At 73.4% G+C, this 24,572-nt stretch carries 24 protein-coding genes; 7 read left to right on the top strand and 17 right to left on the bottom strand.

The features are described 5' to 3' along the window. Positions 1 to 101 precede the first annotated feature (101 nt). Positions 102 to 653, top strand: coding sequence for a PPA1309 family protein (locus ACIQFX_RS34595; protein WP_402471481.1), 552 nt, complete (start codon positions 102 to 104; stop codon positions 651 to 653). Between the two features lie 64 nt (positions 654 to 717). On the opposite strand, the gene ACIQFX_RS34600 is transcribed toward ACIQFX_RS34595, so the two are convergent. The 4 genes from ACIQFX_RS34600 to ACIQFX_RS34615 all read right to left on the bottom strand — a co-directional run bounded on the left by ACIQFX_RS34600 (position 718) and on the right by ACIQFX_RS34615 (position 3,892). Next, a complete protein-coding gene (locus tag ACIQFX_RS34600; protein WP_402471483.1) occupies positions 718 to 1,806 on the bottom strand; it encodes a PDZ domain-containing protein in 1,089 nt (362 codons plus the stop codon). Between the two features lie 66 nt (positions 1,807 to 1,872). Then, on the bottom strand, positions 1,873 to 2,103 hold the full coding sequence (locus tag ACIQFX_RS34605; protein ID WP_402471485.1) for a hypothetical protein: 231 nt from the start codon (positions 2,101 to 2,103) through the stop codon (positions 1,873 to 1,875). A 139-nt stretch (positions 2,104 to 2,242) separates the two neighbouring features. Then, positions 2,243 to 2,704, bottom strand: coding sequence for a molybdenum cofactor biosynthesis protein MoaE (locus ACIQFX_RS34610; RefSeq protein ID WP_367827776.1), 462 nt, complete (start codon positions 2,702 to 2,704; stop codon positions 2,243 to 2,245). A 78-nt stretch (positions 2,705 to 2,782) separates the two neighbouring features. After that, positions 2,783 to 3,892, bottom strand: coding sequence for an SDR family oxidoreductase (locus ACIQFX_RS34615; protein ID WP_402471489.1), 1,110 nt, complete (start codon positions 3,890 to 3,892; stop codon positions 2,783 to 2,785). 212 nt (positions 3,893 to 4,104) lie between these two features. Between ACIQFX_RS34615 and ACIQFX_RS34620 the strand changes: the two genes are divergently transcribed. Next, entirely contained in the window at positions 4,105 to 5,541 is a 1,437-nt protein-coding gene (locus ACIQFX_RS34620) for a zinc-dependent metalloprotease (RefSeq protein WP_402471492.1), read from the top strand. Continuing rightward, positions 5,538 to 6,062, top strand: coding sequence for an NUDIX hydrolase (locus ACIQFX_RS34625; protein WP_402471494.1), 525 nt, complete (start codon positions 5,538 to 5,540; stop codon positions 6,060 to 6,062). The genes ACIQFX_RS34620 and ACIQFX_RS34625 overlap by 4 nt, the downstream gene beginning before the upstream one ends. Positions 6,063 to 6,123: 61 nt before the next feature. On the opposite strand, the gene ACIQFX_RS34630 is transcribed toward ACIQFX_RS34625, so the two are convergent. The 4 genes from ACIQFX_RS34630 to ACIQFX_RS34645 all read right to left on the bottom strand — a co-directional run bounded on the left by ACIQFX_RS34630 (position 6,124) and on the right by ACIQFX_RS34645 (position 10,011). Next, complete coding sequence (locus ACIQFX_RS34630) at positions 6,124 to 6,879, bottom strand: AIM24 family protein (RefSeq protein ID WP_402471496.1); 756 nt, start codon at positions 6,877 to 6,879, stop codon at positions 6,124 to 6,126. Positions 6,880 to 6,898: 19 nt separating this feature from the next. Beyond that, positions 6,899 to 7,579 carry an AIM24 family protein gene (locus ACIQFX_RS34635; RefSeq protein ID WP_402471498.1) on the bottom strand — a complete coding sequence of 227 codons (681 nt, stop codon included), beginning with the start codon at positions 7,577 to 7,579 and terminating at the stop codon, positions 6,899 to 6,901. Between the two features lie 14 nt (positions 7,580 to 7,593). Continuing rightward, complete coding sequence (locus tag ACIQFX_RS34640) at positions 7,594 to 9,249, bottom strand: TerD family protein (RefSeq protein WP_402471500.1); 1,656 nt, start codon at positions 9,247 to 9,249, stop codon at positions 7,594 to 7,596. A gap of 186 nt (positions 9,250 to 9,435) precedes the next feature. Beyond that, a complete protein-coding gene (locus tag ACIQFX_RS34645; RefSeq protein WP_402471502.1) occupies positions 9,436 to 10,011 on the bottom strand; it encodes a M48 family metallopeptidase in 576 nt (191 codons plus the stop codon). A gap of 219 nt (positions 10,012 to 10,230) precedes the next feature. Between ACIQFX_RS34645 and ACIQFX_RS34650 the strand changes: the two genes are divergently transcribed. Genes ACIQFX_RS34650 through ACIQFX_RS34660 form a run of 3 tightly spaced genes read left to right on the top strand, consistent with a single transcriptional unit; the run spans position 10,231 to position 12,822 of the window. Continuing rightward, positions 10,231 to 10,914, top strand: coding sequence for a ThiF family adenylyltransferase (locus ACIQFX_RS34650; protein WP_402471504.1), 684 nt, complete (start codon positions 10,231 to 10,233; stop codon positions 10,912 to 10,914). Positions 10,915 to 10,948: 34 nt separating this feature from the next. Next, positions 10,949 to 11,431, top strand: coding sequence for a TOMM precursor leader peptide-binding protein (locus ACIQFX_RS34655; RefSeq protein ID WP_402471507.1), 483 nt, complete (start codon positions 10,949 to 10,951; stop codon positions 11,429 to 11,431). A 41-nt stretch (positions 11,432 to 11,472) separates the two neighbouring features. Next, on the top strand, positions 11,473 to 12,822 hold the full coding sequence (locus ACIQFX_RS34660) for an ABC1 kinase family protein (RefSeq protein ID WP_402471509.1): 1,350 nt from the start codon (positions 11,473 to 11,475) through the stop codon (positions 12,820 to 12,822). Between the two features lie 443 nt (positions 12,823 to 13,265). On the opposite strand, the gene ACIQFX_RS34665 is transcribed toward ACIQFX_RS34660, so the two are convergent. From ACIQFX_RS34665 to ACIQFX_RS34685, 5 genes are all read right to left on the bottom strand, one after another. Then, a complete protein-coding gene (locus tag ACIQFX_RS34665) occupies positions 13,266 to 13,448 on the bottom strand; it encodes a hypothetical protein (RefSeq protein ID WP_376490793.1) in 183 nt (60 codons plus the stop codon). Between the two features lie 193 nt (positions 13,449 to 13,641). After that, positions 13,642 to 13,965 (bottom strand): hypothetical protein, encoded by a 324-nt coding sequence (locus ACIQFX_RS34670; protein WP_402471512.1) that lies wholly within the window; start codon positions 13,963 to 13,965, stop codon positions 13,642 to 13,644. Further along, positions 13,962 to 14,339, bottom strand: a complete 378-nt coding sequence (locus ACIQFX_RS34675) for a WhiB family transcriptional regulator (protein WP_376490482.1) — start codon at positions 14,337 to 14,339, stop codon at positions 13,962 to 13,964. Before ACIQFX_RS34675 ends, ACIQFX_RS34670 begins: the two co-directional genes overlap by 4 nt. A 171-nt stretch (positions 14,340 to 14,510) precedes the next feature. Further along, positions 14,511 to 14,876: a hypothetical protein gene (locus ACIQFX_RS34680; protein ID WP_402471515.1), complete on the bottom strand. Its 366-nt coding sequence runs from the start codon at positions 14,874 to 14,876 to the stop codon at positions 14,511 to 14,513. 170 nt (positions 14,877 to 15,046) lie between these two features. Beyond that, positions 15,047 to 17,227 carry an ATP-dependent DNA helicase UvrD2 gene (locus ACIQFX_RS34685; protein ID WP_402471518.1) on the bottom strand — a complete coding sequence of 727 codons (2,181 nt, stop codon included), beginning with the start codon at positions 17,225 to 17,227 and terminating at the stop codon, positions 15,047 to 15,049. A gap of 147 nt (positions 17,228 to 17,374) precedes the next feature. Here ACIQFX_RS34685 and ACIQFX_RS34690 point away from each other — a divergent pair, with 147 nt between their 5' ends. Next, positions 17,375 to 17,617, top strand: a complete 243-nt coding sequence (locus tag ACIQFX_RS34690; protein WP_367822419.1) for a mycoredoxin — start codon at positions 17,375 to 17,377, stop codon at positions 17,615 to 17,617. A gap of 181 nt (positions 17,618 to 17,798) precedes the next feature. On the opposite strand, the gene ACIQFX_RS34695 is transcribed toward ACIQFX_RS34690, so the two are convergent. The 4 genes from ACIQFX_RS34695 to ACIQFX_RS34710 are packed head-to-tail and all read right to left on the bottom strand — an operon-like array spanning position 17,799 to position 24,556. Next, positions 17,799 to 18,569, bottom strand: a complete 771-nt coding sequence (locus ACIQFX_RS34695; protein WP_402471520.1) for a class I SAM-dependent methyltransferase — start codon at positions 18,567 to 18,569, stop codon at positions 17,799 to 17,801. A 23-nt stretch (positions 18,570 to 18,592) separates the two neighbouring features. Further along, complete coding sequence (nudC, locus tag ACIQFX_RS34700; RefSeq protein WP_402471523.1) at positions 18,593 to 19,540, bottom strand: NAD(+) diphosphatase; 948 nt, start codon at positions 19,538 to 19,540, stop codon at positions 18,593 to 18,595. 35 nt (positions 19,541 to 19,575) lie between these two features. Next, positions 19,576 to 20,988: a dipeptidase gene (locus ACIQFX_RS34705; protein WP_402471526.1), complete on the bottom strand. Its 1,413-nt coding sequence runs from the start codon at positions 20,986 to 20,988 to the stop codon at positions 19,576 to 19,578. A gap of 10 nt (positions 20,989 to 20,998) precedes the next feature. Next, positions 20,999 to 24,556 carry a UvrD-helicase domain-containing protein gene (locus ACIQFX_RS34710; protein WP_402471528.1) on the bottom strand — a complete coding sequence of 1,186 codons (3,558 nt, stop codon included), beginning with the start codon at positions 24,554 to 24,556 and terminating at the stop codon, positions 20,999 to 21,001. Positions 24,557 to 24,572: the final 16 nt, after the last annotated feature.

Here is a 24,572-nt window from a genome sequence, read left to right on the forward strand (position 1 = left end):
CGTCTGAAAGCAGGCCCCGCGATCGTAGAGCCCACTGATGCAACTTACTGAGGCTTTACCTAGTTCCCGTCTTCGGGGGAAGACGAGGCAGGATATTGGTCATGTCCAACGTTTCCCCCTCCGGCCCCCCGATGGCCGCGAGCCCCCTCACCCGCGCGGTGCTCGAGATCGACGAGTACGCGTCGGGCCTCGGCTGGGACCAGCCCGCCCGCCTGTTCGCCCTGGTCGACACCGCACGGCTGCGCGCCAGCGAGCCCCGGCTCGCCTCCCAGCTCGGCCTCGGCGACGACGCCACCGCCTACACCCCGATCGAGCAGGACAAGCTGCCGCGCGGCAAGGCCCTCGACGAGTTCCTCGGCACGATCGCCTGGCCCGACGCCGTGGCCGGCTGCGCCCTGACCGTGGAGCGGCTCATGCTGCCCCCGTCGGCGGAGGCCCAGGTGCCGCAGGGGCTGAGCGAGAAGCAGCTCGCCAAGTGGGTGGCCGGACACCCCGACCGCCAGGAGGTCCGGATGACCGTGGCGGTGCTGCGCGGCGGCGGTCGCGAGGCGGCGATCCGGCTGCGCGAGAAGGACACCGCGACCGAGGTGCTGACCGGCCCCGACCTGGTGCCCGGCCTCGCCGAGGCACTGGCGGCGACCTTCGAGTCCTGACCCGCCCGATACGCCGAAGGGGCGCCCGTCGTGTCGACCGGGCGCCCCTTCGGCGTATTTGCCGTCAGCTCTTCGAGCAGCTCGGGAGCGACGCGGTGTCGCCCTTGCGGATCTTCTCCAGCGACTTCGTGGCGTCGTCGATGGTGTCCACCTTGACGAGGGTGAGGCCCTCAGGCGTGTCCGAGGCGGCGGCCTCGCAGTTGTCGGCCGGGGTGAGGAAGTACTCGGCGCCCGCGGTGCGCGCGCCGACCAGCTTCATCTCGATGCCGCCGATCGGGCCGACCTCGCCCTTGTCGTCGATCGTGCCGGTGCCGGCGACGAACTTGCCGCCGGTGAGGCTCTCCGGGGTGAGCTTGTCGACGATGCCGAGGGCGAACATCAGGCCGGCGCTGGGGCCGCCGACGTCCGCCAGGTTGATGTCGATCGTGAACGGGAAGACGTGGTCGGTGCCGGCCTGGATGCCGACGACGGCCCTGTCCCCCTCCTCGGAGGTGGTGGTCGTGATGACGACCTTCTGGGTGACCTTCGGCTCCCGGCGCGCCTTCTCCGCGGCGGCCGCCTCCTCGGCGGGGACGATCGTGAACTCGACGTCCTTGCCGGGCTTGCGCTTCGTCACCTGCTTGGCGACGTCCGCCTGCTCCTTGATCGGCACGCCGTCGACGGCCTTGATCACGTCCCCGGCGTGCAGCTTGCCCTCGGCCGGGGAGCCCTTCACGACGGTGCCGACGACGACCCGGGCGACCACCGGGATCCCCAGCTCCCCGAGGGCGGCCACCTTGGCGCTCTCCTGGGACTGGCTGAACTCCTCGGCGTTCTCCTGGGTCGACTCCTCCTCGGTCTTCCCGTCCGGATAGAGGGTGTCGTGCGGCACCACCACGTTGTCGTGGGCGAGCCAGCCGTAGACCGCCTCGACGGCGTTCATCTTGTAGTCCGCGCTGGTGACGCGGACCGTCGTCATGTTCAGGTGACCGTCGGTCGGGTAGGTCTTCCGTCCCGAGATCTGCAGGACGGGTTCTCCCCTGGCCTCACCGAGGGTGTTGACCGTGGGCCCCGGGCTCATCTCCGCGTACGGCACCGGGATCAGAACGCCCGCGATGAGCAGACAGATCAGGACCAGGGTGGAGGCGAGCATCGTCGCGGTGCGGCGTGGCATGGAACGACAGTACGGGACTCGCCTGTGGGTGCACCCCTGGGGCGGGTCCGTACGAGGCGCGGGACGTCAGCTCGACGGCGAGGTGCTGACACCGCCGGCCGCGGCGGCCGGTTCGCGTTCGGCCCGAGCGGAATCGGGGGTCATGGGGTGGGCGCGTTCCATCGCGTCCCTGAAGCGTGCGTAGCCGGCGAGTTCGGCCACGTCACCTGTGGTCTTGTTCCTCGAAGCCCAGCTTCCCCATATCGCCGCGCCGACGACTGCGAAAAGCGGAATCAGCAACCAGGCCAGCGCTGCCATCCCGACCTCCCATCCCCAGTGAGTTGATCAGCAGACTCTGTCATCTGTGAGGTCAACGCTCGCGCCTGGGGGGCGGTTACGCAAATCGGGCGTTCGGCTACGCCCTGTCGGCGCGTCGCCTTGCCATGTCAGCGGACGGTCAGCAGGCGCCGACCCACTCCTCCGTGCCGTCCGAGAAGGTCTGGTGCTTCCAGATGGGGACTTCGTGCTTGAGGTCGTCGATGAGCTTGCGGCAGGCCTCGAAGGCCTCGCCGCGGTGGGGGCAGGAGACGGCGACGACGACCGCGATGTCGCCGACGCGCAGGTCGCCCACCCGGTGGACCGCGGCGAGGGCGCGGACCGGGTAGTTCGCGACGACCTTCTCCGCGACGCGGCGCAGCTCCGCCTCGGCGGTGGGGTGGCAGGAGTAGCCCAGCGCGTCGACGTCCGCGCCGCCGTCGTGGTTGCGCACGGTGCCGACGAAGAGGGTCGTGCCACCGGAGGCGTCGTCGCCGACGGCCCGGAAGACCTCGTCGACGGAGAGCGGGGTGTCACGGATCGCGAGCAGCTTGATCGGGTCGTCCGCTGCCTGCTCACCGGGGTGGTCGTGCGTCTGCGCCATGAGCCCATGGTGCCGTACGCCGCCGACATCCGGTAAGAGACCTTTCGACCTGTGGACGGGACCCTCCCTAGGAGGGTCCTACAAGCCGCGCCGCTTCCTCATCTGGCGGACCAGCGCCGCCGTGCCGAGCAGCGCGACCGTCGCACCGGCGGCGCCCGCCGCCGTGGCGTCCTTGCGGCCCAGCCTGCGTCCGGCGACCGTGTGGCGGCCCTCGGCCTCGGCCAGCAGCGCGGCGAGGACCTCGTCGTTGGTCCACTTCGGCCGCCAGCCGGCGTCGTGCAGCCGTCCGACGCTGACCACCCAGGGGTGCATGGTGTACGCGAGGTCGCCCGCCGGGGAGGGGGTGAGGCCGATCCGGTGGAGGCGGGCCGCCGCGCCGAGGGCGACGGCGGAGGGGAGCTCCATGCGCCGGATCCCGGAGAGCTCCTCGACCTCCTCCTGCTCCAGCCAGCCCTCGCAGCCGACCGCGAGCTCGCCGTCGACCTTCTCCAGGGCCGCGTACTCCAGGGCGCTCACCAGGTCGTCGACGTGGCAGAACTGCCAGGTGGGCCGGGACCCGGCGACGACGAGCAGCCGGGGCGACTCGAAGTAGCGGGTCAGCGCCGTGTCCGTACCGCCGACGAGGACCGCCGGGCGGACGACGGTGACGTTGAGTCCGGGGTGGGCGCGGGGCGCGCGGCGGCCGAGGCGCTCGATCTCCAGCATGTCGCCGACGCCGGTGGCCTCGGCGGTGGCATTGAGCTCGGCGTCCTCGGAGAGCGGGATGTCGTTGTCGGGCAGGGCGCCGTAGACCATCGTGGAGGTGCACAGGACCACCCGGCGGACGCCGGCGGCCGCGGCGGCGGTGAGCACGGTCTGCGTGCCGCGCACGTTGTAGGCCGTTCGGGCGGCGGGGTCGGTCTCCAGGTCGAGGTCGACGGCGAGGTGCACGACGACGTCGGCGCCGCGCAGCTTCTCGGCGATGGCCGGATCGCGCACGTCGAGGATGTGCCACTGCGCCTCGGCGACCTCGCCCCGGCGCTCGTCGATGGCGATGACCCGCTTGACCTCCTCGGAGGCGGCGAGGCTCCTGGTCAGCAGGTCGCCGACGCCGGAGGCGGCGCCGGTGACCGCGACGACGGGGCCGCGCGCTGCGGACCGGGTTGAGGGGTTTCGCGCTCCGCGAACCTGAGGATCTGGGGAACTCACCGGGCGTCTCCAGCGGTTGTCTTCAGTACGTACGCCGCATGACGCGTACGGACCAGGTGGCGTCCATCCTGCCGCAGGGCACGCCCCGGCGGAGCACCGAGCCCATTTCCGGCCCGGATGTCTACGCTGGTGGTGTGCGGGTCTGTCTGACAGGCCTGGTCGGGCAGTCGCCGTCGGCAGGAGGCCGGCGGCCCTACGAGCCGAGGAAACCTGTGAGTGACACCCCATTCGGATTCGGCCTTCCGCCGGAGGAGCCGGAGAACGGCGACGAGGGCAAGAAGAAGGACCCCGCCGGAGGTGGCCAGGGGTCCGGCGGCCAGGGCGGCAACCCGTTCGGGGCGAACCCGTTCGGCTTCGGCGGCCTGCCGGGCATGGGCGGCCCGGGCGGGGCGGACAACCCGTTCGCCGCGATGTTCGGCTCGCTGAACCCCAACGACCTGGGGGCGGCCTTCCAGCAGCTCGGGCAGATGCTGAGCTACGAGGGCGGTCCCGTGAACTGGGACATGGCCAAGCAGATCGCCCGCCAGGTGGTGGCGCAGGGCACGGCCGACGGCACCAAGGACGCCAGCGTGGGCCCGGCCGAGAAGTCCGCGGTCGAGGAGGCCCTGCGCCTCGCCGACCTGTGGCTCGACCAGGTCACCTCGCTCCCCTCCGGCGCCGGTACGGCGGTGGCGTGGAGCCGCGCCGAGTGGGTCGAGGCGACCCTGCCGGCGTGGCAGCAGCTGGTAGACCCGGTCGCCGAGCGGGTCGGCTCGGCGATGGGCGACGTCCTGCCGCAGGAGATGCAGGCCATGGCCGGTCCGCTGATCGGCATGATGCGCTCGATGGGCGGCGCCATGTTCGGCCAGCAGATCGGGCAGGCCGTCGGCGCGCTCGCCGGCGAGGTCGTCGGTTCGACCGACGTGGGTCTGCCGCTCGGCCCGGCGGGCCGCGCGGCGCTGCTGCCGCTGAACATCGAGGCCTTCGGCAAGGACCTGGGCGTGCCCTCGGACGAGGTGCGGCTCTACCTGGCCCTGCGCGAGGCCGCCCACCAGCGGCTCTTCGCGCACGTGCCGTGGCTGCGGGCCCACCTGTTCGGTGCGGTCGAGGGGTACGCGCGGGGCATCAAGGTCGACACCTCGAAGCTGGAGGAGGCCGTCGGCCAGCTCGACCCGACGCACCCGGAGCAGCTGCAGGAGGCGCTCCAGCAGGGCATGTTCCAGCCGGAGGACACTCCGGCGCAGAAGGCGGCCCTGGCCCGTCTGGAGACGGCGCTCGCGCTGGTCGAGGGCTGGGTGGACGCGGTGGTCCACGAGGCCGCGAAGTCCCGGCTGACGTCGGCGGACGCGCTGCGCGAGACGCTGCGCCGGCGCCGTGCCTCGGGCGGTCCCGCCGAGCAGACGTTCGCGACGCTGATCGGCCTGGAGCTGCGTCCGCGGCGGCTGCGGGACGCGGCGCGCCTGTGGGCCTCGCTGACCGACGCGCGCGGCGTGGACGGCCGCGACGGCCTGTGGGAGCACCCGGACATGCTGCCCACGGCGACCGACCTGGACGACCCCGACGGCTTCGTCCACCGCGAGCACCTCGACTTCTCCGAGCTCGACAAGATGCTCGGCGAGGCGGCGGAGGGCCGCTCCGACGACCAGGGCAAGGACGACGACGCCAAGTGAGCCTGCACGACGACGCGGTCCTCGTACTGAAGGAGTACGAGGACCAGGAGGAGCTCCGGCAGGTCTACCTGGACCATCTCGCCGAGCACCCGGACGGCATGTACAAGCCCTGCGGGGCCGGGCACCTGACCTCCAGCGCGCTGGTGGTCGACCCCTCGCGGGGGCGGGTGCTGCTGACGCTCCACAAGAAGCTCGGCATGTGGCTGCAGATGGGCGGCCACTGCGAGCCGGGTGACGCGACGGTGGAGGCGGCGGCGCTGCGCGAGGCGACGGAGGAGTCCGGGATCACGGGCCTGACGCTGCTGCCCGGCGGTCCGGTGCGGCTCGACCGGCATCCGATCCCGGCGCCCTGCCACTGGCACCTGGACGTGCAGTACGCGGCGCTCGCGCCGGTCGACGCGGTGGCGGAGATCAGCGAGGAGTCGCTGGACCTGCGCTGGTTCGCGTACGAGGAGGTGGCGGGCGTGGCGGACACGTCGGTGGTCCGCCTCCTGGAGGCCGCGCTGGCCCGCCTGCCGTAGGCGAGGGACGGAAGTGGGGGCGGTCGCCGCGGCGACCGCCCCCTCTCGCGTGCCCGTGTGCTCAGTTCCAGGCGTTGTTCTGGTTCTGGGCGTGGGAGCCGTGCTGTCCGGCGCCGAACTGGGCGGCGACGCCCTGGCCGATGGCGGCGTGCTGCGGGGGCATGACCTCGCTCGGCTGGACCAGCGCGAAGCCCTGGCCGAGGAAGCTGAGCTCCCAGCCCTCTCCGGTGTCGCCGCGGCGGCGGCGGATGCTGGAGTTGGTGGTCTGCGCCTGCATCTGGACGCGCAGCCCGGTGGACCAGGCGACGATCGCGTCGGCGTCGACGCTGACGTACTTCTCGGGCGTGACCTGCATCATCAGCGGCTGGCCGGAGGTCATCAGGGCGACCTTGCCGCGGCCGGAGATGTTGAGCTGGTACTTGCCGGAGCCGGAGATCCCGTACTGGCTGTCGACGGCGATGACCTCGGTGTGGAGGGTCGAGTCGAGCGCCAGGACGTAGGAGCTGTCGACGGTGAGGCCCTCCTGCTCGACCTCCACGATGTGGACGTGCTGGGCGAGGTTGGCGAGGTAGACCGTGCCCTGGCCGGAGCAGCGCATCAGGTCGAGGCCCTCACCGGTGCGGGCCTGGGCCCGCCGCTGGCTCGGGGTCTTGTACTCGCCGTCGAAGTCGACGAGTCCCTGGTACGCGACCATGGCGCCCTTGCGGGCGAGGACGTCGTCCTGCCCGGTGAGGCTGACCCGCAGCAGCTGCGGGTTCTGGATGACGTACCGCTCCTGGCTCTGCTGCTCGGCGTGGTTGAAAAGCGGGCTCTGCATGGTGTGTTCTCGCTCCCCCTCAGCCCCGGACCCGCAGGCGGTCGGTGCTGTCCTCGCTCGGCTGTACGACGACGATGCCCTGGCCCGAGAAGGCCATCTGGTATGCCTCGCCGCTGCCCCGCCCGATGAGGGAGGACGCCTTGAAGCTGCGCTTGCCCTTGACCTTGAGCGCCGGCGACCAGGCGACGAGCGCGTCGGGGTCGACGTACGTCTCGTCGTCGCCGCGGCCGCAGTCGACGACCAGCGGCGTGCCGCGCGAGGTGAGCGCGACCCAGCCGGTGCCGGCGATCTCCACGTTGAACAGGCCCTGGCCGGCGAACTTGGCGAGGCCCTTGACCCGCTCGACGCCCCACTGGAGGTGGGCGTCGAAGGCGAGCAGGTTGGTGCCGTTGACCGAGAGCGAGTCGTTCTGGAGGTTGATCACGACGACGTCAGCGCCGTAGTCGGCGAGGTAGAGCAGCCCGTCGCCGGTGCACTTCATGATCGGCGCGCCCTCGCCGGTGGCCCACTGCTGGGCGACCTGGCGGACGGCGGGCGGGTTGGGCTCGTAGCTGATGAAGCCCTCGTAGGCGACCATCGAGCCGGTCCGGGCGTACAGGTCCTGGCCGGTGGCCATGGCGACCTTCAGCATGGTGCGGCCGTGGTTCTCCATCCGGGCCGCGACGGGGGTCGGGGCGTAGCCCGCGAGTTGCTGGTTCATGACTTCGGGCTCCCTCAGACCTCGTAGGGCTGGACGACGATGAAGTTGCCGGGGGCGCCCCGGAACTGCAGGTTCACGGTCTCCCCGCTGTGGCCGGGGTAGGCGTTGCGGCGGAGCCGCACCTGGCTGGAGAGGATGACCTGGGACGCGGACGACCAGGCGACGACGGCCTGGCAGTCGGCGAAGGTCGTCGGCGTCACCGGCAGCACGACGGGAACGCCGTGGGTCTTCACGACGACCGTGCCGGTGCCCTGGAACTGCATGGTGAACAGGGCCCCGCCGGGGATGCCGTGGCCCTCGATGCGGCGGACCTCGTACTGGAGGGTCTCGTCGAACGCGAGCACGTTCTCGGCGGAGACGCAGATGCCGTCGCCCTGGAGCTCGATCGGGTGCAGGTGGGCGCCGTCCTCGGCGAGGAAGACCTGGCCGCGGCCGGTGCAGCGCATCAGCTGCATCTCCTGGCCGGTGGCGTTGCCGACGACCCGGCCCGCGAAGCCGGCGCCCTTGTAGCCGAAGTCGACCTTGCCCTGGTACATGACCATGGAGCCCTGCCGGGCGAGGACGGGCACGCCGCCCATGGCCAGGTCGACCCGCATGAGCTGCTGGTTCTGCGGGGTCCAGCGGGCGCCGGTGGCGGTCTCCTTGTACGGCGCGAGCGCGGCGGCGAGTCCGGCGCCGGTCGCCGGGACGCCCTGCGGGACGCCGCCGGGCTGCCCGTACGCGCCGGGCTGCTGGCCGTAGGCCGGGGGCTGCTGCCCGTACGGGGCGGGCGCGGGCTGCCCGTAGGGCGGCGTCTGCGGCGGCTGGCCCTGGCCGGGGTACTGGCCGGGCGCCTGGCCCGGAACCTGTCCCGGGTACTGCCCCGGAACCTGGCCGTACTGCGGCTGCTGCGGCGGCTGCCCGTACGGAGCGGGGGCCGGTGCGGGCGGCGGGACGGGGGCGGGCGCCATCGGCGCCACCATCGTCGGCGCCGTGTGGACGGGCTGCGCGGGGGCGGGCGGCACGGGAGCCTGCGGGGCCGGCGGCGCGCCGAACGCGGGCGCGGGGGCCTGCGCGGGGGCGCCGAAGGCCGGGGGCGCCGCGGCCTGCGGCGGGGCGAAGCCCGGGGCCGCGGCCTGCTGCTGCGGCGCGGCGGGCTCGTCCTCGGCGACCTCGCCGCCGAAGTTCCGCAGGAGCGCGTCCAGGCCTCCGTCGAAGCCCTGGCCGACGGCGGCGAACCGCCACACGTCCTTGAGGTAGAAGTCGCCGAGCATCACCGCGCGCTCGGTGGAGAACTCCGCGCCGGTGAACGCGTACCGGGCGACCTCCTCGCCGCCCGCCACGATCCGCAGGTGGCCGGGGCCGATCTGGGACATCTGGCCGGTGCCGTCGATCGTCGCGGTGAACGACAGCTTGTGGATGTTCGCGGGGATGCGGTCGAGGGTGACGCGGAAGGACTCGGTGTCACCGGACTGCGCCCCGAGCAGCTGGACGGACTCCTCGGGCGTCTTCGGCTGGTTGAAGAAGACGAAGTAGCGGTCGTCCGAGAGCCGCTCGTCGGCGTCGAGGCCGAAGCAGCTGATGTCGAAGGTCAGTCCGGGCGCCGCGATCTGCACGCCGACGTACAGATCCGTCCCCGCGGTCAAATCACTGATCTTGGCCTTGTGGCCGCGTTGGAATTCCCTGGCCATGCGTAACGACCGTCCCCCATCCCGAATGGCGAATGCTCGCGCCAGGCTAACGGCTGAGTGCGACATTGAGACAGGGCGGGTCGTTTTCGGTACGGAATCGGGAAACACGCGCACACGTGCGTGGCGCCGTCGTCACTCCTCGCGTGCGGCACTCCTCGCGTGCGGCGCCGCTCCTCCCGGGCGCCGTCACTCCTCGCGGCCGGCCGGGGGGTGGGGCAACCGGGCGGCGGCGACCACGCCCTCCAGGTAGCCGCGCGCCCGCTCGGTGCGGGGGTACGCCTCCAGGAGCCGCCAGAAGCCCGGGCCGTGACCGGGGACGAGCAGGTGGGCCAGCTCGTGGAGGAGGACGTAGTCGACGACGTACTCGGGCATGCCCTGGAGCCGGTGGGAGAGCCGGATGCTGCCCTCCGAGGGCGTGCAGGAGCCCCAGCGGGTGTTCTGGTTGGTCACCCAGCGGACCGACCCTGGGCGGGCCCGGCCGTCGAAGTACTGCTCCGACAGGCGGGTCGCCCGCTCGGTCAGCTCGCGGTCGCCGAGGACGCTCCGGTTCTCCTGGGCGGCGAGTTTGTCCAGCATCACGCCGACCCAGCGCCGCTCCTCCGCCTCCGACATCCGGGCCGGGATCAGGACGATGGTCCGGTCGCCCTCGCGGTACGCCGACACGGTCCTGCTGCGCCGCGGGCTCCTGCGGACCTCGACCGCGCTCGTTCCGGCGCCGCGGGGCGGCTTGCTGGTCACGCTGCGCTGTGGGTCGGCGGGCACGGGCCCGACGTTACCCGCAGGCGGCGCGGGAAGTCCCGCCCCGGGAGTGGTTTCGGGAACGTTCCGACCCCACCCCGCACCATTTGAATGACTATTCCCCCGGCCTGTGGACAACTTTCGGCGACCGTCACGGCGGCGGGGCATTCTCACCACGGACGGCGAAAGAGCCGTTGTCGATCATGAATGCGATCACGGGGCGGGGGCGGGGAAATGCATCCGATGGTGAAGCCGGCACTGCGGCGGGCCTGGCGCGGTCTCCAGTGCGTGCAGTTCGGGGTCACCCCCGCCCACGCGGTGGTACTCGGCCCGGTCGACCAGGACACGGGAGCGGTGCTCGGGCTGCTCGACGGCACCCGCGGGACCGAGCTGCTCCGGGCAGAGGCACGGGCGCTCGGCCTGCCGGACGGCCACCTGCGGGCACTCCTCGGCCGGCTGGAGTCGGCCGGGCTCCTCACGGACGCCGCGACCGGGCGGCCGGGCCGCGCAGGGCCACCCGCCGGCGCGGTGGACCGGGCCCTCGATCCGCTCCGCGCCGACCTCGCCTCCCTCTCCGTGGTCCACCCCGAACCGGACCGTGCGACACGGACACTGACGGCCCGGCGCTCCCTGCGCGTCCAGGTCAGGGGCGCGGGCCGGGTGGGGACGACGGTCGCCGCCCTGCTCGCCGCGGCCGGCGTCGGCACGGTCGACGTGCTGGACTCCGGCCGCGTCGAACCCTGGGAGACCTCCCCGTCCGGCCTGCCCCCCGAGACCGTCGGCGAGCGCCGGGCCACGGCGGCCCGCCGCCTGGTCGGCCGGTGGGCCCGCGCCGCCCCGGGCGGCCGGAGGGGGCGGGGCGGAGGAGCCCCGCCGGACGGCCGCGAGGGGGCGGGGAGGGGAGGAAGGCGCCGAGGGGTGGGGTGAAAAGGCCGGTGGCGGTGGCCTTTCGCTCGTGGTGGTGACCCCGAGGGACGGCCTCGGGGCGTACGTCCCCGATCCCGTGCCGGCCGGGCAGTGGATCGCCACCGGCACCCCCCACCTGTACGCGGGGGTCCTGGAGGCGACCGGGACGGTCGGGCCGCTCGTGCTGCCCGGCGGCACGGCGTGCGCGCGGTGCCTCCAGGAGGAGCGGACCGACCGGGAGCCGGTCTGGCCCCGGCTGCTCGCCCAGTGGCGCTCCGGCGCCCCGCATCCGCTGCCCGCCTGCGACGTGGGCCTGGCGACGGCGGTGGCGGGTCTCGCCGCCGCGCACGCGCTGGCCTTCCTGGACGGCGACCTCCCGGCGAGTACGGGCACCCGCTGGGAGACCTCCCTGCCGCTGCTGGAGTGGCGGGCGGAGCGGCTGACACCCCATCCGGCCTGCCCGTGCGGGGCGGCGCGCGGCGAAGAGGGGGAGCGCGCCTCGGCAGCCGGAGGCACGCACGACACAATGGCGGGGTAACGGCCCTGCGCGGCACGGCAGTCTGGGTTTTGGAGGGGCGTATGTCTGATCTTCCCCGGAAGGCGGTCACCCGGACCGCCAAGTTGGCCGCGTTGCCGCTGGGCTTCGCGGGCCGGGCCACCTGGGGGCTCGGCAAGCGGATCGGCGGGAGATCGGCGGAGCTCGTCGCCCGCGAACTCCAGCAGCGCACGGCCGAGCAGCTGTTCAAGGTGCTCGGCGAGCTCAAGGGCGGGGCCATGAAGTTCGGGCAGGCGCTGTCCGTCTTCGAGTCCGCCCTCCCTGAGGAGGTCGCCGGGCCCTACCGGGCCGCGCTGACCAAGCTTCAGGACGCCGCGCCGCCCATGCCGACCCGCACCGTGCACGCCGTCCTGGAGGAACGGCTCGGCGCGCGGTGGCGGGAGCTGTTCCTGGAGTTCGAGGACAAGCCGGCGGCCGCCGCCTCGATCGGCCAGGTGCACCGGGCCGTCTGGCACGACGGGCGCGAGGTCGCGGTCAAGGTGCAGTACCCGGGCGCCGGCGAGGCCCTGCTCTCGGACCTCGCACAACTGAGCCGCTTCGCCCGGCTCCTCGGCCCGCTGATCCCCGGGATGGACATCAAACCGCTGATCACCGAGATGCGGGACCGGGTGTCCGAGGAACTGGACTACGCCCTGGAGGCGGAGGCCCAGCAGAAGCACGCGGAGGAGTTCGCCGACGATCCCGGCGTGGTCGTGCCCGCCGTGGTCCACCGGGCGGAGCAGGTCCTCGTCACCGAGTGGATGGACGGGATCCCGCTGTCGGAGGTGATCGCGGACGGCACGCCCGACCAGCGGGACCGGGCCGGCCAGCTCCTCGCCCGCTTCCTCTTCTCCGGCCCCGCCCGCACCGGCCTCCTCCACGCCGACCCCCACCCCGGCAACTTCCGGCTGCTTCCCGGCACCGGCGAGGACGACGGGCCCGAGTCCTGGCGCCTCGGCGTCCTCGACTTCGGCACCGTCGACCGCCTTCCGGGCGGACTGCCCGAGACGATCGGCACCTGTCTCCGCATGACCCTCGACGGCGACGCCGAGACCGTCTACGACCTGCTGCGCGGCGAGGGCTTCGTCAAGGAGTCGGTCGCCCTCGACCCCGACGCGGTCCTGGAGTACCTGCTGCCGATCATCGAGCCCGCCGAGGTCGACGCGTTCGAGTTCAGCCGCGGTTGGATGCGCGCGCAGGCCGCGCGGATCGCCGACCCCCGCTCCCCCGCCCACCAGCTCGGCAAGCAGCTCAACCTCCCGCCCTCGTACCTGCTGATACACCGCGTGACCCTCAGCACGATCGGGGTGCTGTGTCAGCTCAACGCGACGGTGCGGCTCCGTGACGAACTCACCACCTGGCTCCCCGGCTTCGAACCCCCCTCCCCCTCCTGACCCCCTGCGGGCCCGCCGGTCCATGTGGGCCCGCCCGCCCGTGCGGGCCCATGTCCCCATGCGGGCTGTCGGCCCGTGCGGGCCCGCGCCCGATACCCGCGCCCCGTGCGGGCCGCCGCCTCGTGCGGCCCGCACCCTGGCCCCGTGCCACCCGCCGTGCAGGCTGCGCCCGCCGGCCCATCTCCGTGTGGGCAAGGCGGGCGCGGGTGCGACTTCCGTTGCGTCCGCAACGGGGTGGGCCAGGCAGAGGTGCGCCGTCCGTTGCCCACAACGGGGTGGGCCAGGCGGGCGCGGGTGCGACTTCCGTTGGGTCCGCAACGGGGTGGGCCAGGCCGAGCCGAGCCGGACAGGGGCGCGCCGTCCGTTGCCCACAACGAGGTAGGCCGGACCGAGCCGGGCCGGCCAGGGGTGCGGTGACCGTTGGGGAGCGACGGGGTGGGGGATTACCACCAGGAGGGGTCTAGGCGGCCTTCGATGGCGCGGATGTTGGCGCGGGCGCACTCGTCGCAGAAGTACTGGCGGCGGCCGTTCTCGACGGAGCAGGTCCAGGTCATGGGGACGGCGTCGGCGGTCCGGCCGCAGCGGGCGCAGGAGACGGGCTCCTCGGGCTCGGGTGCTTCGTTCACCCTGTCGACGATAGCCCGGCACGGCAACGCACCGCGGACAACGCACCGCAGGCAGCCACGCCGCGGACAGCCATGCCGCAGGCAGCCATGCCGCAGGCAGCCACGCCACGGACAACGCACCGCGGACAACGCACCGCGGGGGCCGGTCCGTTCGGACCGGCCCCCGCGGTGGGGTGGGCATCAGGTGGATGCCTCAGTGCATGACGGCCATGGCGAGCGCGCGGCGGGCGCGCAGCGAGACGCGCTCGGCGCGGCGCTGCATGCGCCGGGCGGCGACCAGGCGCACGGCCTGGCGTTGCGCTTCGGCCTCACGCTGTCGCTCGTGCATATGGGCACGGGCCAGGGCTTCTGGGATGAGTTGCATTTCACGGGTCCTGTTCTGACGCGCGGTGTGCGCGGCGGCGGGGGAGAAGGCTGGGGTCGCGGAGCCGAACGGCTCACTTGCGGACGAGGTCATCGGGGCCTGCTTCTGGGGATCGTGCGTGAGGGGGCGGTCGATGGTTCCGGTGGCGCTCATGCCGCGACCGGGTTCTTGCGCGGGCGGCCACGGGGCCGCTTGCGGGCGACGACCACGCCCTGGACGAAGAGCTCGCCACCCCAGACGCCCCAGGGCTCGCGACGCTCCTTGGCGCCGGCCAGGCAGGCGGCGACGAGCGGGCAGGTCTGGCAGAGGGACTTCGCGTACTCGACGTCGGCCGGGGACTCCGCGAAGAAGACCTCGGGGTCGTAGGCGCGACAGGGGACCGGGACGCCGAGGTTCTCGATGGCGTCGTCGAGCGCGGTGAGCGCGGTGAGGGGGGTGACGGGGGTCAAAGCGGGGTCCTCCGTGAGGCCGGGCAGGGGGATCGAATCGGAATGCGGTACGGACGGGGCGTGCGCTTCGAGTTGCACGGTGGTCTTTCCTCGTCTGGTCGTTCCGGCCTGTTGGCCGGGGTTTCGGCTGGTACCGGGTGTTCTGTCCCGAGGCCCCTTCGCTCCGTCATCCCCGTTCGGGGACAAACAGAAGGGCCGCGGATCCCGGGTGGGGTTCCGCGGCCCTGAAGGCGCCGGTCTGATACTGGATCAGACTGGATCACTCCAGGGTTCGAGCCCACGGAAGGCCCACATCGTGTGGTGGTGCATCGTCGTCTGCTGCTGGGTGCCGGCACCGGTCGCCGCAAAGCCATACGCCGTGGCCTTGCCTGCTGCTCCTGCTTCCAGTGCCTTGGTCGGTCGCTCATTGCGCCGCTCCACGGCGACCGTGCCGAGACCGGAGAGACCGGTGACGGGCAGGCCGGCGACGGGCAGACCGGTGCCAATGAGAACCGAGGCGGAGAGGCCGAGGGTGCAGGCGGAGACGACCGAGCGATCGGTCATTTTGGCCGTGCCGAAGACGCCGGCGGCGCTGACGATGCTGGCGGTGCTGGTCTGAATGTTGCTGCTGATCACTGGAATCGCCTCCTCTCGGCGTCTCGGAGGGCTCGGGGTGAGCCGGACCCTCGTATGTATATGTGGACAAGTACAGCACGAAGACAGGGCTTCGAAGAAGCCGCTGTTTCCGTGGTTAAGAACCTATGGCGCTTGACGGGGCAGGCGCAAACTATTTTCTCGACGAGTTTTCATCGGACTTCGCCGTCTCCCGCGCTTCCCTCCCCACCTGCGCAGATGGCCAGGACGTCGGCTCCGAAGCGGTCCAACTTGCGGACGCCGACGCCGGAGATCGAGGCGAGCTCCCCGTCGGTGGCGGGCACCCGCTCGGCGATGGCCATGAGCGTCTTGTCGGTGAAGACGCAGTAGGCGGGCTGGGCCAGCTCCCGCGCCTGCTCGGCGCGCCAGTCGCGCAGCCGCTCGTACAGGCCCTCGTCCATGTCCGAGGGGCAGTCCTCGCAGCGCATGAGTTTCATGGCGCCCGCTTCGGTGAGGGTCGCGCCGCAGACCCGGCAGAGCACGGGGCCGCGCACCTTGCGCCGCCCGGTGCCGGCGCCCCGCTCGATGCCGCCGCCGCCCGCGGTGGAGGCGGAGCCGAGCGTCCCGGAGCCGGGGCGCAGCCCCTTGAGGAAGCGGCTGGCGCGGCGGGAGGCCCGGCCGCCCGGGGAGCGGGAGAGCGCCCAGGAGAGCGTGAGGTGGAGCCGGGCGCGGGTGACGCCGACGTACAGCAGGCGGCGCTCCTCCTCGACCTGCTCGTCGGTCTTGGCGTACGTGATCGGCATCATGCCCTCGGTGAGGCCGACCAGGAAGACGGCGTCCCATTCGAGGCCCTTCGCCGCGTGGAGCGAGGCGAGGGTGACGCCCTGGACGGTCGGGGCGTGCTGGGCGGCGGCCCGCTCGTCGAGTTCGGCGACGAGGTCGGAGAGGGTGGCGCCGGGCCTGGCGCGGGCGAAGTCCTCGGCGAGCCGGACGAGGGCGGCCAGCGACTCCCAGCGGTCGCGGACGGCGCCGGAGCCCGCGGGCGGCCTGTCGGTCCAGCCCTTGGTGGAGAGCACGGCCCTGACCTGCGCGGGGAGGTCCTCGGCGTCGTCGAGGAGGGAGTCGTTGCGTCCGGCGCGGGCGGCGCCGCGCAGGGCGACGCCCGCCTCCCGCACCTCCTGGCGCTCGAAGAAGCGCTCGGCGCCGCGGAGCTGGTAGGGCACTCCGGCGTCGGCGAGGGCCTGCTCGTACACCTCGGACTGGGCGTTGATCCGGTAGAGGACGGCGATCTCGCCGGCGGGGACGCCGGCGGCGATGAGGTCGCGGATGCGGCGGGCGGTGCCCTCGGCCTCGGCGGGCTCGTCGGCGTACTCCGTGTAGGCCGGTTCGGGGCCGGGGTCGCGCTGGGAGATCAGCTCCAGGCGGTGCTCGGCGGCCCGGCCGCGGGCCTGGCCGAGCAGGCCGTTCGCCAGGTGGACGACCTGCGGGGTGGAGCGGTAGTCGCGGACGAGTTTGACCACCGTGGCCCCGGGGTGGCGGGTGCGGAAGTTCAGCAGGTGGTCGGGGGTGGCGCCGGTGAAGGAGTAGATGGTCTGGCTGGCGTCGCCGACGACGCAGAGGTTGTCGCGGTCGCCGAGCCAGAGGTCGAGCAGGCGCTGCTGGAGCGGGGAGACGTCCTGGTACTCGTCGACCACGAAGTGCTGGTACTGGCGGCGGATCTGGTCGGCGATGTCGTGCCGGTCCTGGAGGATGCCGACGGTGAGCAGCAGCACGTCCTCGAAGTCGATCACCGAGCGGTCGCGCTTCAGCTGCTCGTACATGGCATAGATCTGGCCGATCTCGGCCGGGTCGCGGGGGGCGTCCCTGACGGACTTGGCGACGACGGCGGGGTAGTCGGCGGGGACGGTCTGGGTGACCTTGGCCCACTCGATCTCGCCGGTGACGTCCCTGAGCTCGTTCCGGTCGAGGCGCACGCGGCAGCGGGCGGCGGCCTCGGCGACGAGCTGGACCTTCCGCTCCAGGAGCCGGGGCAGCTCGCCACCGACTGCTTTCGGCCAGAAGAACTGGAGCTGGCGGAGGGCCGCGGAGTGGAAGGTGCGGGCCTGGACGCCGCCGGCGCCGAGCTCCCGGAGGCGCCCGCGCATCTCGCCCGCGGCCCGGTTGGTGAAGGTGACGGCCAGCACGCTGGCGGGCTGGAGTATGCCCGCTCGCACCCCGTACGCGATCCGGTGGGTGATGGCCCGCGTCTTGCCCGTGCCGGCGCCCGCGAGGACGCACACCGGACCGCTCAGGGCCAGCGCGACCTCGCGCTGCTCCGGGTCGAGCCCGTCGAGCACCGCGTCTGCCGTCTCCGGGACCTGCGGGAAGAGAGTGGAGTGCGTTGCTGCTGTCACTCCGCCATGCTGCCAGGTTCGGCGGGGTCGGTGCGGAGGACCGTCCACAGGCAGGTGGCTCCGATCATACGAATTCCGGGAATGGGCGGGCGGGGGCGTACGTTCTTCTTCTCGGCACCCGTCAGCGAACAAGAGGAGCGCCTCGCCATGCAGGGCACTGTGACGATGTACAGCACCACGTGGTGCGGCTACTGCCGTCGGCTGAAGAGCCAGATGGACCGCGAGGGCATCGCGTACACCGAGATCAACATCGAGCAGGACCCTGATTCGGCCACGTTCGTCGAGAAGGCCAACGGCGGCAACCAGACCGTCCCGACCGTCCTCTTCCCGGACGGCTCGACGCTGACGAACCCGTCGCTCGCGCAGGTCAAGCAGAAGATCGGCGTCTGAGCGGGGCTGCCCCCCGCGCACACCCGGATCCCACACAGCGGATCAGGGCACCCGAACCCCCGGCCGGCGACCGCCCGGCCGGGGGTTCGTCGTCGTCGGGGCGCGGTGGACCGGTGGGGCGCGGCGGACCGTCGGCGGGCGGCCGGCCGTCGGCGTGCGGTCTGAGGTCTGAGGTCTGAGGTCAGGGAGCGGTCAGGACCATCAGGTCGTAGCGCTCGTCGACGGGGACCGGGCCGGTGGCGCGTTCGCGGCGGGCGTCGGCGGCGAGGTGGTCGAGTCCGTCCTCGAACTCCGCCGGGCTGAGGCGGCCGAATTTCGACTGCGGGCGGGCGGTCAGCCGCGCGTGGTAGGTGCGCAGGTCCTCGGTGACCGGGCGGGCGAAGGACGTGACCTTCAGCACCGTGAAGCCGGCGCCGGCGAAGTCCCCGGCGAGGCCGTCCGCCGAGGGGAAGCGGTCCCGGTCGAGCTCGCGCAGCCGCGGCCAGTAGTCGTAGACCAGGGCGTCCAGGCGCTCCCGGAAGGTGGTGCGGACGACCACCACTCCCCCGGGCCGCAGCACCCGGGCCAGTTCGCGGGCCGCGCGGGGACGGTCGGGCAGGTGGTGGACCACCCGGGACAGCAGCGCGAGGTCGAACGCGCCGGAGCGGAGGGGCAGCGCCTCGGCGTCGCCGCGCAGATAGCGCACCCCGGGGTGGCCGTGGTGGCGCACGGCCTGGGCGAGCATCGCCGCGGAGGGGTCGACGCCGACCACCGTCGACGGCGCGAGCCAGCGGGCGGCGGCGGCGCAGAAGACGCCGGTGCCGGCGCCGACGTCCACGATCGCGGGGGCCGGCCGGTCCGTGAAGGACCCGATCAGCCGGGTCCAGTCACGGAGCGACGCCTCGGGCATCTCGTTGCCCCGCTGGTACGCGCCCGCCAGCCGGTCGTCGTCGTACGCCCTGTCCCGTGTCATGAGCGGCATCGTGCCAGAGGGGGTCAGACCACGTCACCGGGCTTGGGCAGCGGCTTGCCGTACCAGCGCTCGATGAGCCGGGACGCGATCGAGATGCCGTACGGGGGCACCACCTCGCCCGACTCGAAGGCGGCGGCCAGGTCGTCGCGGGAGAACCAGCGCGCCTCGTGTATCTCCTCGCCGTCCACGGTGATCTCCGAGGAGGTGGCCCGGGCGAAGAAGCCCAGCATCAGGCTGGACGGGAACGGCCAGGGCTGGCTGGCGATGTACTCGACCTCGCCGACCGTGACGCCGGCCTCCTCCAGGACCTCGCGGACGACCGACTGCTCGATGGACTCGCCGGGCTCGACGAAGCCGGCGAGCGTGGAGAAGCGGCCCTCGGGCCAGTGGACCTGGCGGCCGAGCAGCGCCCGGTCCTGGTCGTCGGTGACGAGCATGATCACCGCGGGGTCGGTGCGCGGGTAGTGCTCGGCGCCGCAGGCCTGGCAGCGGCGGATGTGGCCGGCGGCGGCGATGACCGTGCGCTCGCCGCAGCGCGAGCAGAAGCGGTGGAGGCGCTGCCAGTTCTCCAGGGCGACGGCGTGCACCATCAGGCCCGCGTCCCGGTCCGACAGCAGCAGTCCGGCCTCACGCAGCCCGGCGGGGCGGGCGGACTGGTCCATGCGGCCGGGCAGGGAGTCCTTCTGGAGCGCGAAGTAGGAGACGCCGTCGGCGTCGGTGCCCAGGAAGTAGCGGTGGGTCTCGGTGACGGGGGCCTCGAACGCCGGCGTCATGACCAGCTCGGTCGTGCCGTCGGGCCGGTCGTCGATCAGCACCTGGCCGCCGGAGACCACGAAGACCCGGGTCGTGGGGTGGCTCCAGGCCGCCGCGAGCCACGCCTCGTCGAGGCGGTGGTGGGCCGCCCGGTCGATCCCGCTCGGGGCGGTGAGCGAGATCGGGCGGTCCGCGGACGCGTTCTTCAGGGTGCTCACAGGTGCTTCCAACTCCCCCGGATCGGTGTGTGGGTTCAGCGCTCGGTGAGGGCGGCGGGCAGGTCGCCCCACAGGTGAGCGGTCGTCTCGACGCCCTTCATGAGGAGATCGAGCTCGATCTTCTCGTTGGGGGCGTGCCAGCCGTCGGACGGGACGGAGATGCCGAGGAACAGGACGGGTGCCTCCAGGACGTCCTGGAGGTCGGCGGCCGGTCCGGACCCGCCCTCGCGGGTGTAGCGGACCTTGGCGCCGTCGAAGGCCCGGCTCATGGCCCCGGCGACCGCCTTGAGGGCGGGGTGGCCGAGGGGGGTGAGGCAGGGGCGGGTCGGGGCGCCGAAGACGATCTCGTACCGGATGCCGGCCGGGACGAGTCCGGCGAGCCAGTCCCGTACGGCGAGCTCGATCTTGGCCGGGTCCTGGCCGGCGACCAGCCGGAAGGACAGCTTGAGGTGGGCGGAGGCGGGGACGATCGTCTTGCCGCCGGGGCCCTGGTAGCCGCCGCCGATGCCGTTGACCTCGGCGGTGGGGCGGGCCCAGACCCGCTCCAGGGTGGAGAAGCCGGCTTCGCCGAGGGTTCCGTGGGACTTGGCCGTGCGCAGCCAGGCCGCCTCGTCGAAGGGCAGCTCGGCGACGAGGGCCCGCTCGGCGTCGGAGAGCTCGGTCACCCCGTCGTAGAAGCCGGGGATCGCCACGTGCTCGTGCTCGTCGTGGAGGGCGGCGACGATCCGGCCCGCGACGGTGGCCGGGTTCGGGACGGCGCCGCCGAAGGAACCGGAGTGGATGTCCTGGTCGGGGCCGTACAGCTCGATCTCGCAGTCGGCGACCCCGCGCATGCCGGTGCACACGGTGGGGGTCGTCTCGGACCACATGCCGGTGTCGGAGACGATCACGGCGTCGGCGGCGAGGCGCTCGGCGCGCTCCTCGACCAGGGCGCGGAAGTGCGGGGAGCCCGACTCCTCCTCGCCCTCGACGATCAGCTTCAGGTTGACGGCGGGGGCCGTGCGGCCGGTGACGGCGAGGTGGGCGCGGACGCCGAGTGTGTGGAAGAACACCTGGCCCTTGTCGTCGGCCGCCCCGCGCGCGTACATCCGGCCGTCGACCACGGTCGGCTCGAAGGGGTCCGTGTGCCAGCCGTCCTCGCGGGCCGCGGGCTGGACGTCGTGGTGGCCGTAGACGAGGACGGTCGGGGCGTCCGGGTCGTCGGAGGGCCACTCGGCGAAGACCGCCGGGGCGCCGTCGGTCTCCCACACCTCGACGGTGGTGAAGCCGGTCTCCGTGAGCTTGGCGGCGAGCCACTCGGCGCTGCGCCGCACGTCCCCGGCCCGGTCCGGCCGGGCCGACACCGAGGGGATGCGCAGCCACTCGGCAAGGTCGTCGAGGAAGGCGGCACGGTGCTGGTCGATGTACGTGCGTACGGCGTGGACGGCGCTGTCCGGGGTCTCGCTCATGCCTCCGAGCCTATCCGGCGTCCGGGGGTGCCCCGCCCAGCAGGATGGCCTCCAGCTCGGCCCGGCCCGGCAGGCGGGTGGGACGGGCCACCTCGCCCGTCCGGACGTAGACGAAGGCGGCGGCCACCTCCTCGGGCGCGAGGCCGTGCTGCTCGGCCCAGGCGAGGCGGTAGAGGGCGAGCTGGAGCGGATCGGCGGCGCGGTGCCGGCTGGTCTTCCAGTCGACGATCTCGTACGCGCCGGTGTCCGGGTCCCGGTAGACGGCGTCGATCCTGCCCCGGACGACCCGGCCGCCGAGCGAGAGGTGCACGGGGACCTCGACGCGGTACGGGGTGCGGTGGCCGTACGGGGTGCGGGCGAAGGCCTCCTTGAGTTCGTCGAGGTCCCGCTCGTCCAGGATCTCGGGCTCGCCCGCGAAGTCCTCGCCGCCGGGGAGGTCCTCCGGGCCGAGGAACGGCAGCGGCAGCTCCTCGAAGCGCGACTCCACCCAGGCGTGGAAGCGGGTGCCCCGGCGGGCCGCGGGCTGCGGCGCCTTCGGCATCGGGCGCGCCAGCTCCTGCGCGAACCCGTCCGGGTCCTCGGCGAGCCGGAGGACCTGGGAGGCGGAGAGGTACGCGGGCAGGAGGACGTCGCGGGTGGTGGCGCGGGCGCGGCGGAGTTCGGTGGTGAGGGAGGCGAGGTCGCGGTCCCAGGAGGCGATGGTCCGGGCGTCCTCGGGGGTGAGTCCGGGAGAGTCCTCGTACGGCGCCGAGGGCGCGGTCCCGGGGTCCCTGGGTGTCGGGACCGCGTGGGTGCCCGCGGGGTCCCTGGGGGCCGGGACCGCGTCCGCGTGGGTGTCCTCGGGGAGGGTCTCCTCGTCCTCGTCCCAGACGGGTTCGTCCTCCTCCGGCCAGAGGTCCTGGGGGTCCGGGTCCTGGGGGTGCGTGCCCCGGGGGTCGGTCGCCGTGCGCGGGGGGTGGTGCCCGCCCTCCCCCGGACCCCGTCCGGTGGTGCCCGCCTCGTCCTGCGGAACGATCGCCCGCAACCGGGCGCGGACGAGCTCCGCCGCCTCCTGGCGACGGTCGTACGCCTCCGCGTCCAGCGGGAGGGGCCAGGCCTGGTCCTGGTCCGGTTCCGCGAGGGTCGGGTTCCGGGCGTCGGGGGCCGGTTCGTCGGCCCAGGACTCGATGTCGCCGTGACCGAGGGCGCAGTGGTCGTACAGCGCGCGGAGGAAGTCGGAGGGGCCGCGGGGCTTCTTCTGGGAGGGGCCCCACCAGTGGGCGGAGCCGAGGAGGAGCGAGCGGGGGCGGGTGAAGGTGACGTAGCCGAGGCGGAGTTCCTCGGTGTGCTGGTGGTCCCGCATCTCGTTCTTGAAGGAGGCGAGGGACTTGGCGTCCCAGGCGTCGATCCGCGGCAGCGTGGGCGCGTCGCCGCGGAGGGCGTGCGGGAGGACCTGGGGCTGGGAGGTCCAGGACTCGCGGGCCCGGGCGCTGGGGAACTGGCCGGTGACCAGGCCGGGCACGGCGACGACGTCCCATTCGAGGCCCTTGGACTTGTGGGCGGTGAGGACCTTGACGGTGTTCTCGCCGCCGGGGAGGGCGCTGTCGAGGCCCTTCTCGAACTGGACGGCCGTGCGCAGGAAGCCGAGGAAGGCGAGCAGGCCGGCCTCGCCGTCGAGGGAGGCGAAGCGGGCGGCGAGGTCGAGGAACTGGCCGAGGGTCTCGCGGCGGCGGGCGGCCAGCGCGTGCGGGGAGGCGGAGAGCTCGACCTCCAGGCCGGTGGCGGTGAGGACGCGGTGCAGGACGTCCATGAGGGGGTCGGCGAGCGAGGTGCGCAGGGCGCGGAGCTCGGTGGCGAGGCGCGCGAAGCGGACCCGGGCCTCGGCGGAGAACGCCAGGCCGTCGTCCTCGGCGCCGCCGGCGCCGAGGAAGGTGTCGAGGGCGTCGGCGAGGGAGACGACCTCGGCCGGGTCGACGCCCTCGACGGCGGCGGCGAGCCGCTGCTCGGGGTCCGGGGCGTCGCCGCCCCGGTGGACCAGGAGGCGGGCGCGGCGGCCGAGGAGGGCGAGGTCGCGGGGGCCGATGCGCCAGCGGGGGCCGGTGAGGAGGCGGACCAGGGAGGCGTTGGCCCCGGGGTCCTGGAGGACCTCGCAGACGGCGACGAGGTCGGCGATCTCCGGCAGGTGGAGGAGGCCGGAGAGGCCGACGACCTCGACGGGCACGTCACGGGCGACGAGGGCCGCGTGGATGGCCGGGAAGTCGGCGGCCGTACGGCACAGGACGGCGATCTCGCCGGGCTCGCGGCCGGTGCGCACGAGGTGGGCGAGGGAGTCGGCCAGCCAGTCGATCTCCTCGGCGTGGGTGGGGAGCAGGGCGACGCGGACGCTGCCGTCCCGCTCGGCTCCCGGTGCGGGGCGCAGCGCCTCCACGCCCGCGTGCATGGCGCGCAGGGGGGCGGCGAGCCCGTTGGCCAGGTCGAGGAGGCGGCCGCCGCTGCGCCGGTTCTCGGAGAGGGAGTAGCGGTCGGCGGGGCGGCCGTCGGCGTGCGGGAAGTGCTCGGGGAAGTCGTCCAGGTTGGCGACGGACGCGCCGCGCCAGCCGTAGATGGCCTGGCAGGGGTCGCCGACGGCGGTGACGGCGTGTCCGGTGGGCCGGCCCGCGGTGCCCTGGCCGAAGAGTCCGGAGAGGAGGAGCCGCTGGGCGACGGAGGTGTCCTGGTACTCGTCGAGGAGGACGACCCGGAACTCGCCGCGCAGGATCTCGCCGACCTCGGGCCGGGTGGTGGCGAGCTCGGCGGAGCGGGCGATCTGGTCGCCGAAGTCGAGGAGGTCGCGGGAGCGCTTGGCGGCCCGGTAGCGGACGACGAGGTCGAGGAGCTCGCGGCGGGCGGCGGCGGCCTCGGGGACCTTGCGCAGTTCGGCGTTGCTGAGCCGGGCGCCGGCGAGGGCGGTGAGCAGCTCGGAGTCGTACGCGTGGAGCCGCTCGGTCGGCACGAGGTGCTCGGCCAGTTCGGCGTCGAGGGCGAGGAGGTCGGTGACGAGGGTCGGGAAGGACCGGGTGAGCGCCGGGTACGGGCCGGGGGCCTCGCGGAGCACGCGCGCGGCGAGCTGGTAGCGGGTGGCGTCGGCGAGGAGCCGGGAGGTGGGCTCCAGGCCGATGCGGAGGCCGTGGTCGGTGAGGAGCTGGCCGGCGAAGGCGTGGTACGTCGAGACGCGGGGCTCGCCGGGAAGGTAGTAGGGGTCGGCGGGAGCCGCCGTCGCGGAGGGGTGGTGGCCGGGCGACGGGTGGGCCGGGTCGGCGGCGTCGGGGTCGGTGACGCCGGCGCGGACGAGGGCGGTGCGGACGCGCTCGGCGAGTTCGCCGGCGGCCTTGTTGGTGAAGGTGAGGCCGAGGACCTGCTCGGGGGCTACCTGGCCCGTGCCGACCAGCCAGACCACCCGGGCGGCCATCACGGTCGTCTTGCCGGAGCCGGCTCCGGCCACGACGACCTGCGGGGCGAGCGGCGCGGTGATGCAGGCCGTCTGCTCCGGGGTGAACGGGATGCCGAGCAGCTCCTTGAGCTGCTCGGGGTCGGTGATGCGTGCGGTCACCCGGAAGAGGCTAGCG

This window comes from Streptomyces sp. NPDC093089 (assembly GCF_044754405.1).
Taxonomy (GTDB): Bacteria; Actinomycetota; Actinomycetes; order Streptomycetales; family Streptomycetaceae; genus Streptomyces.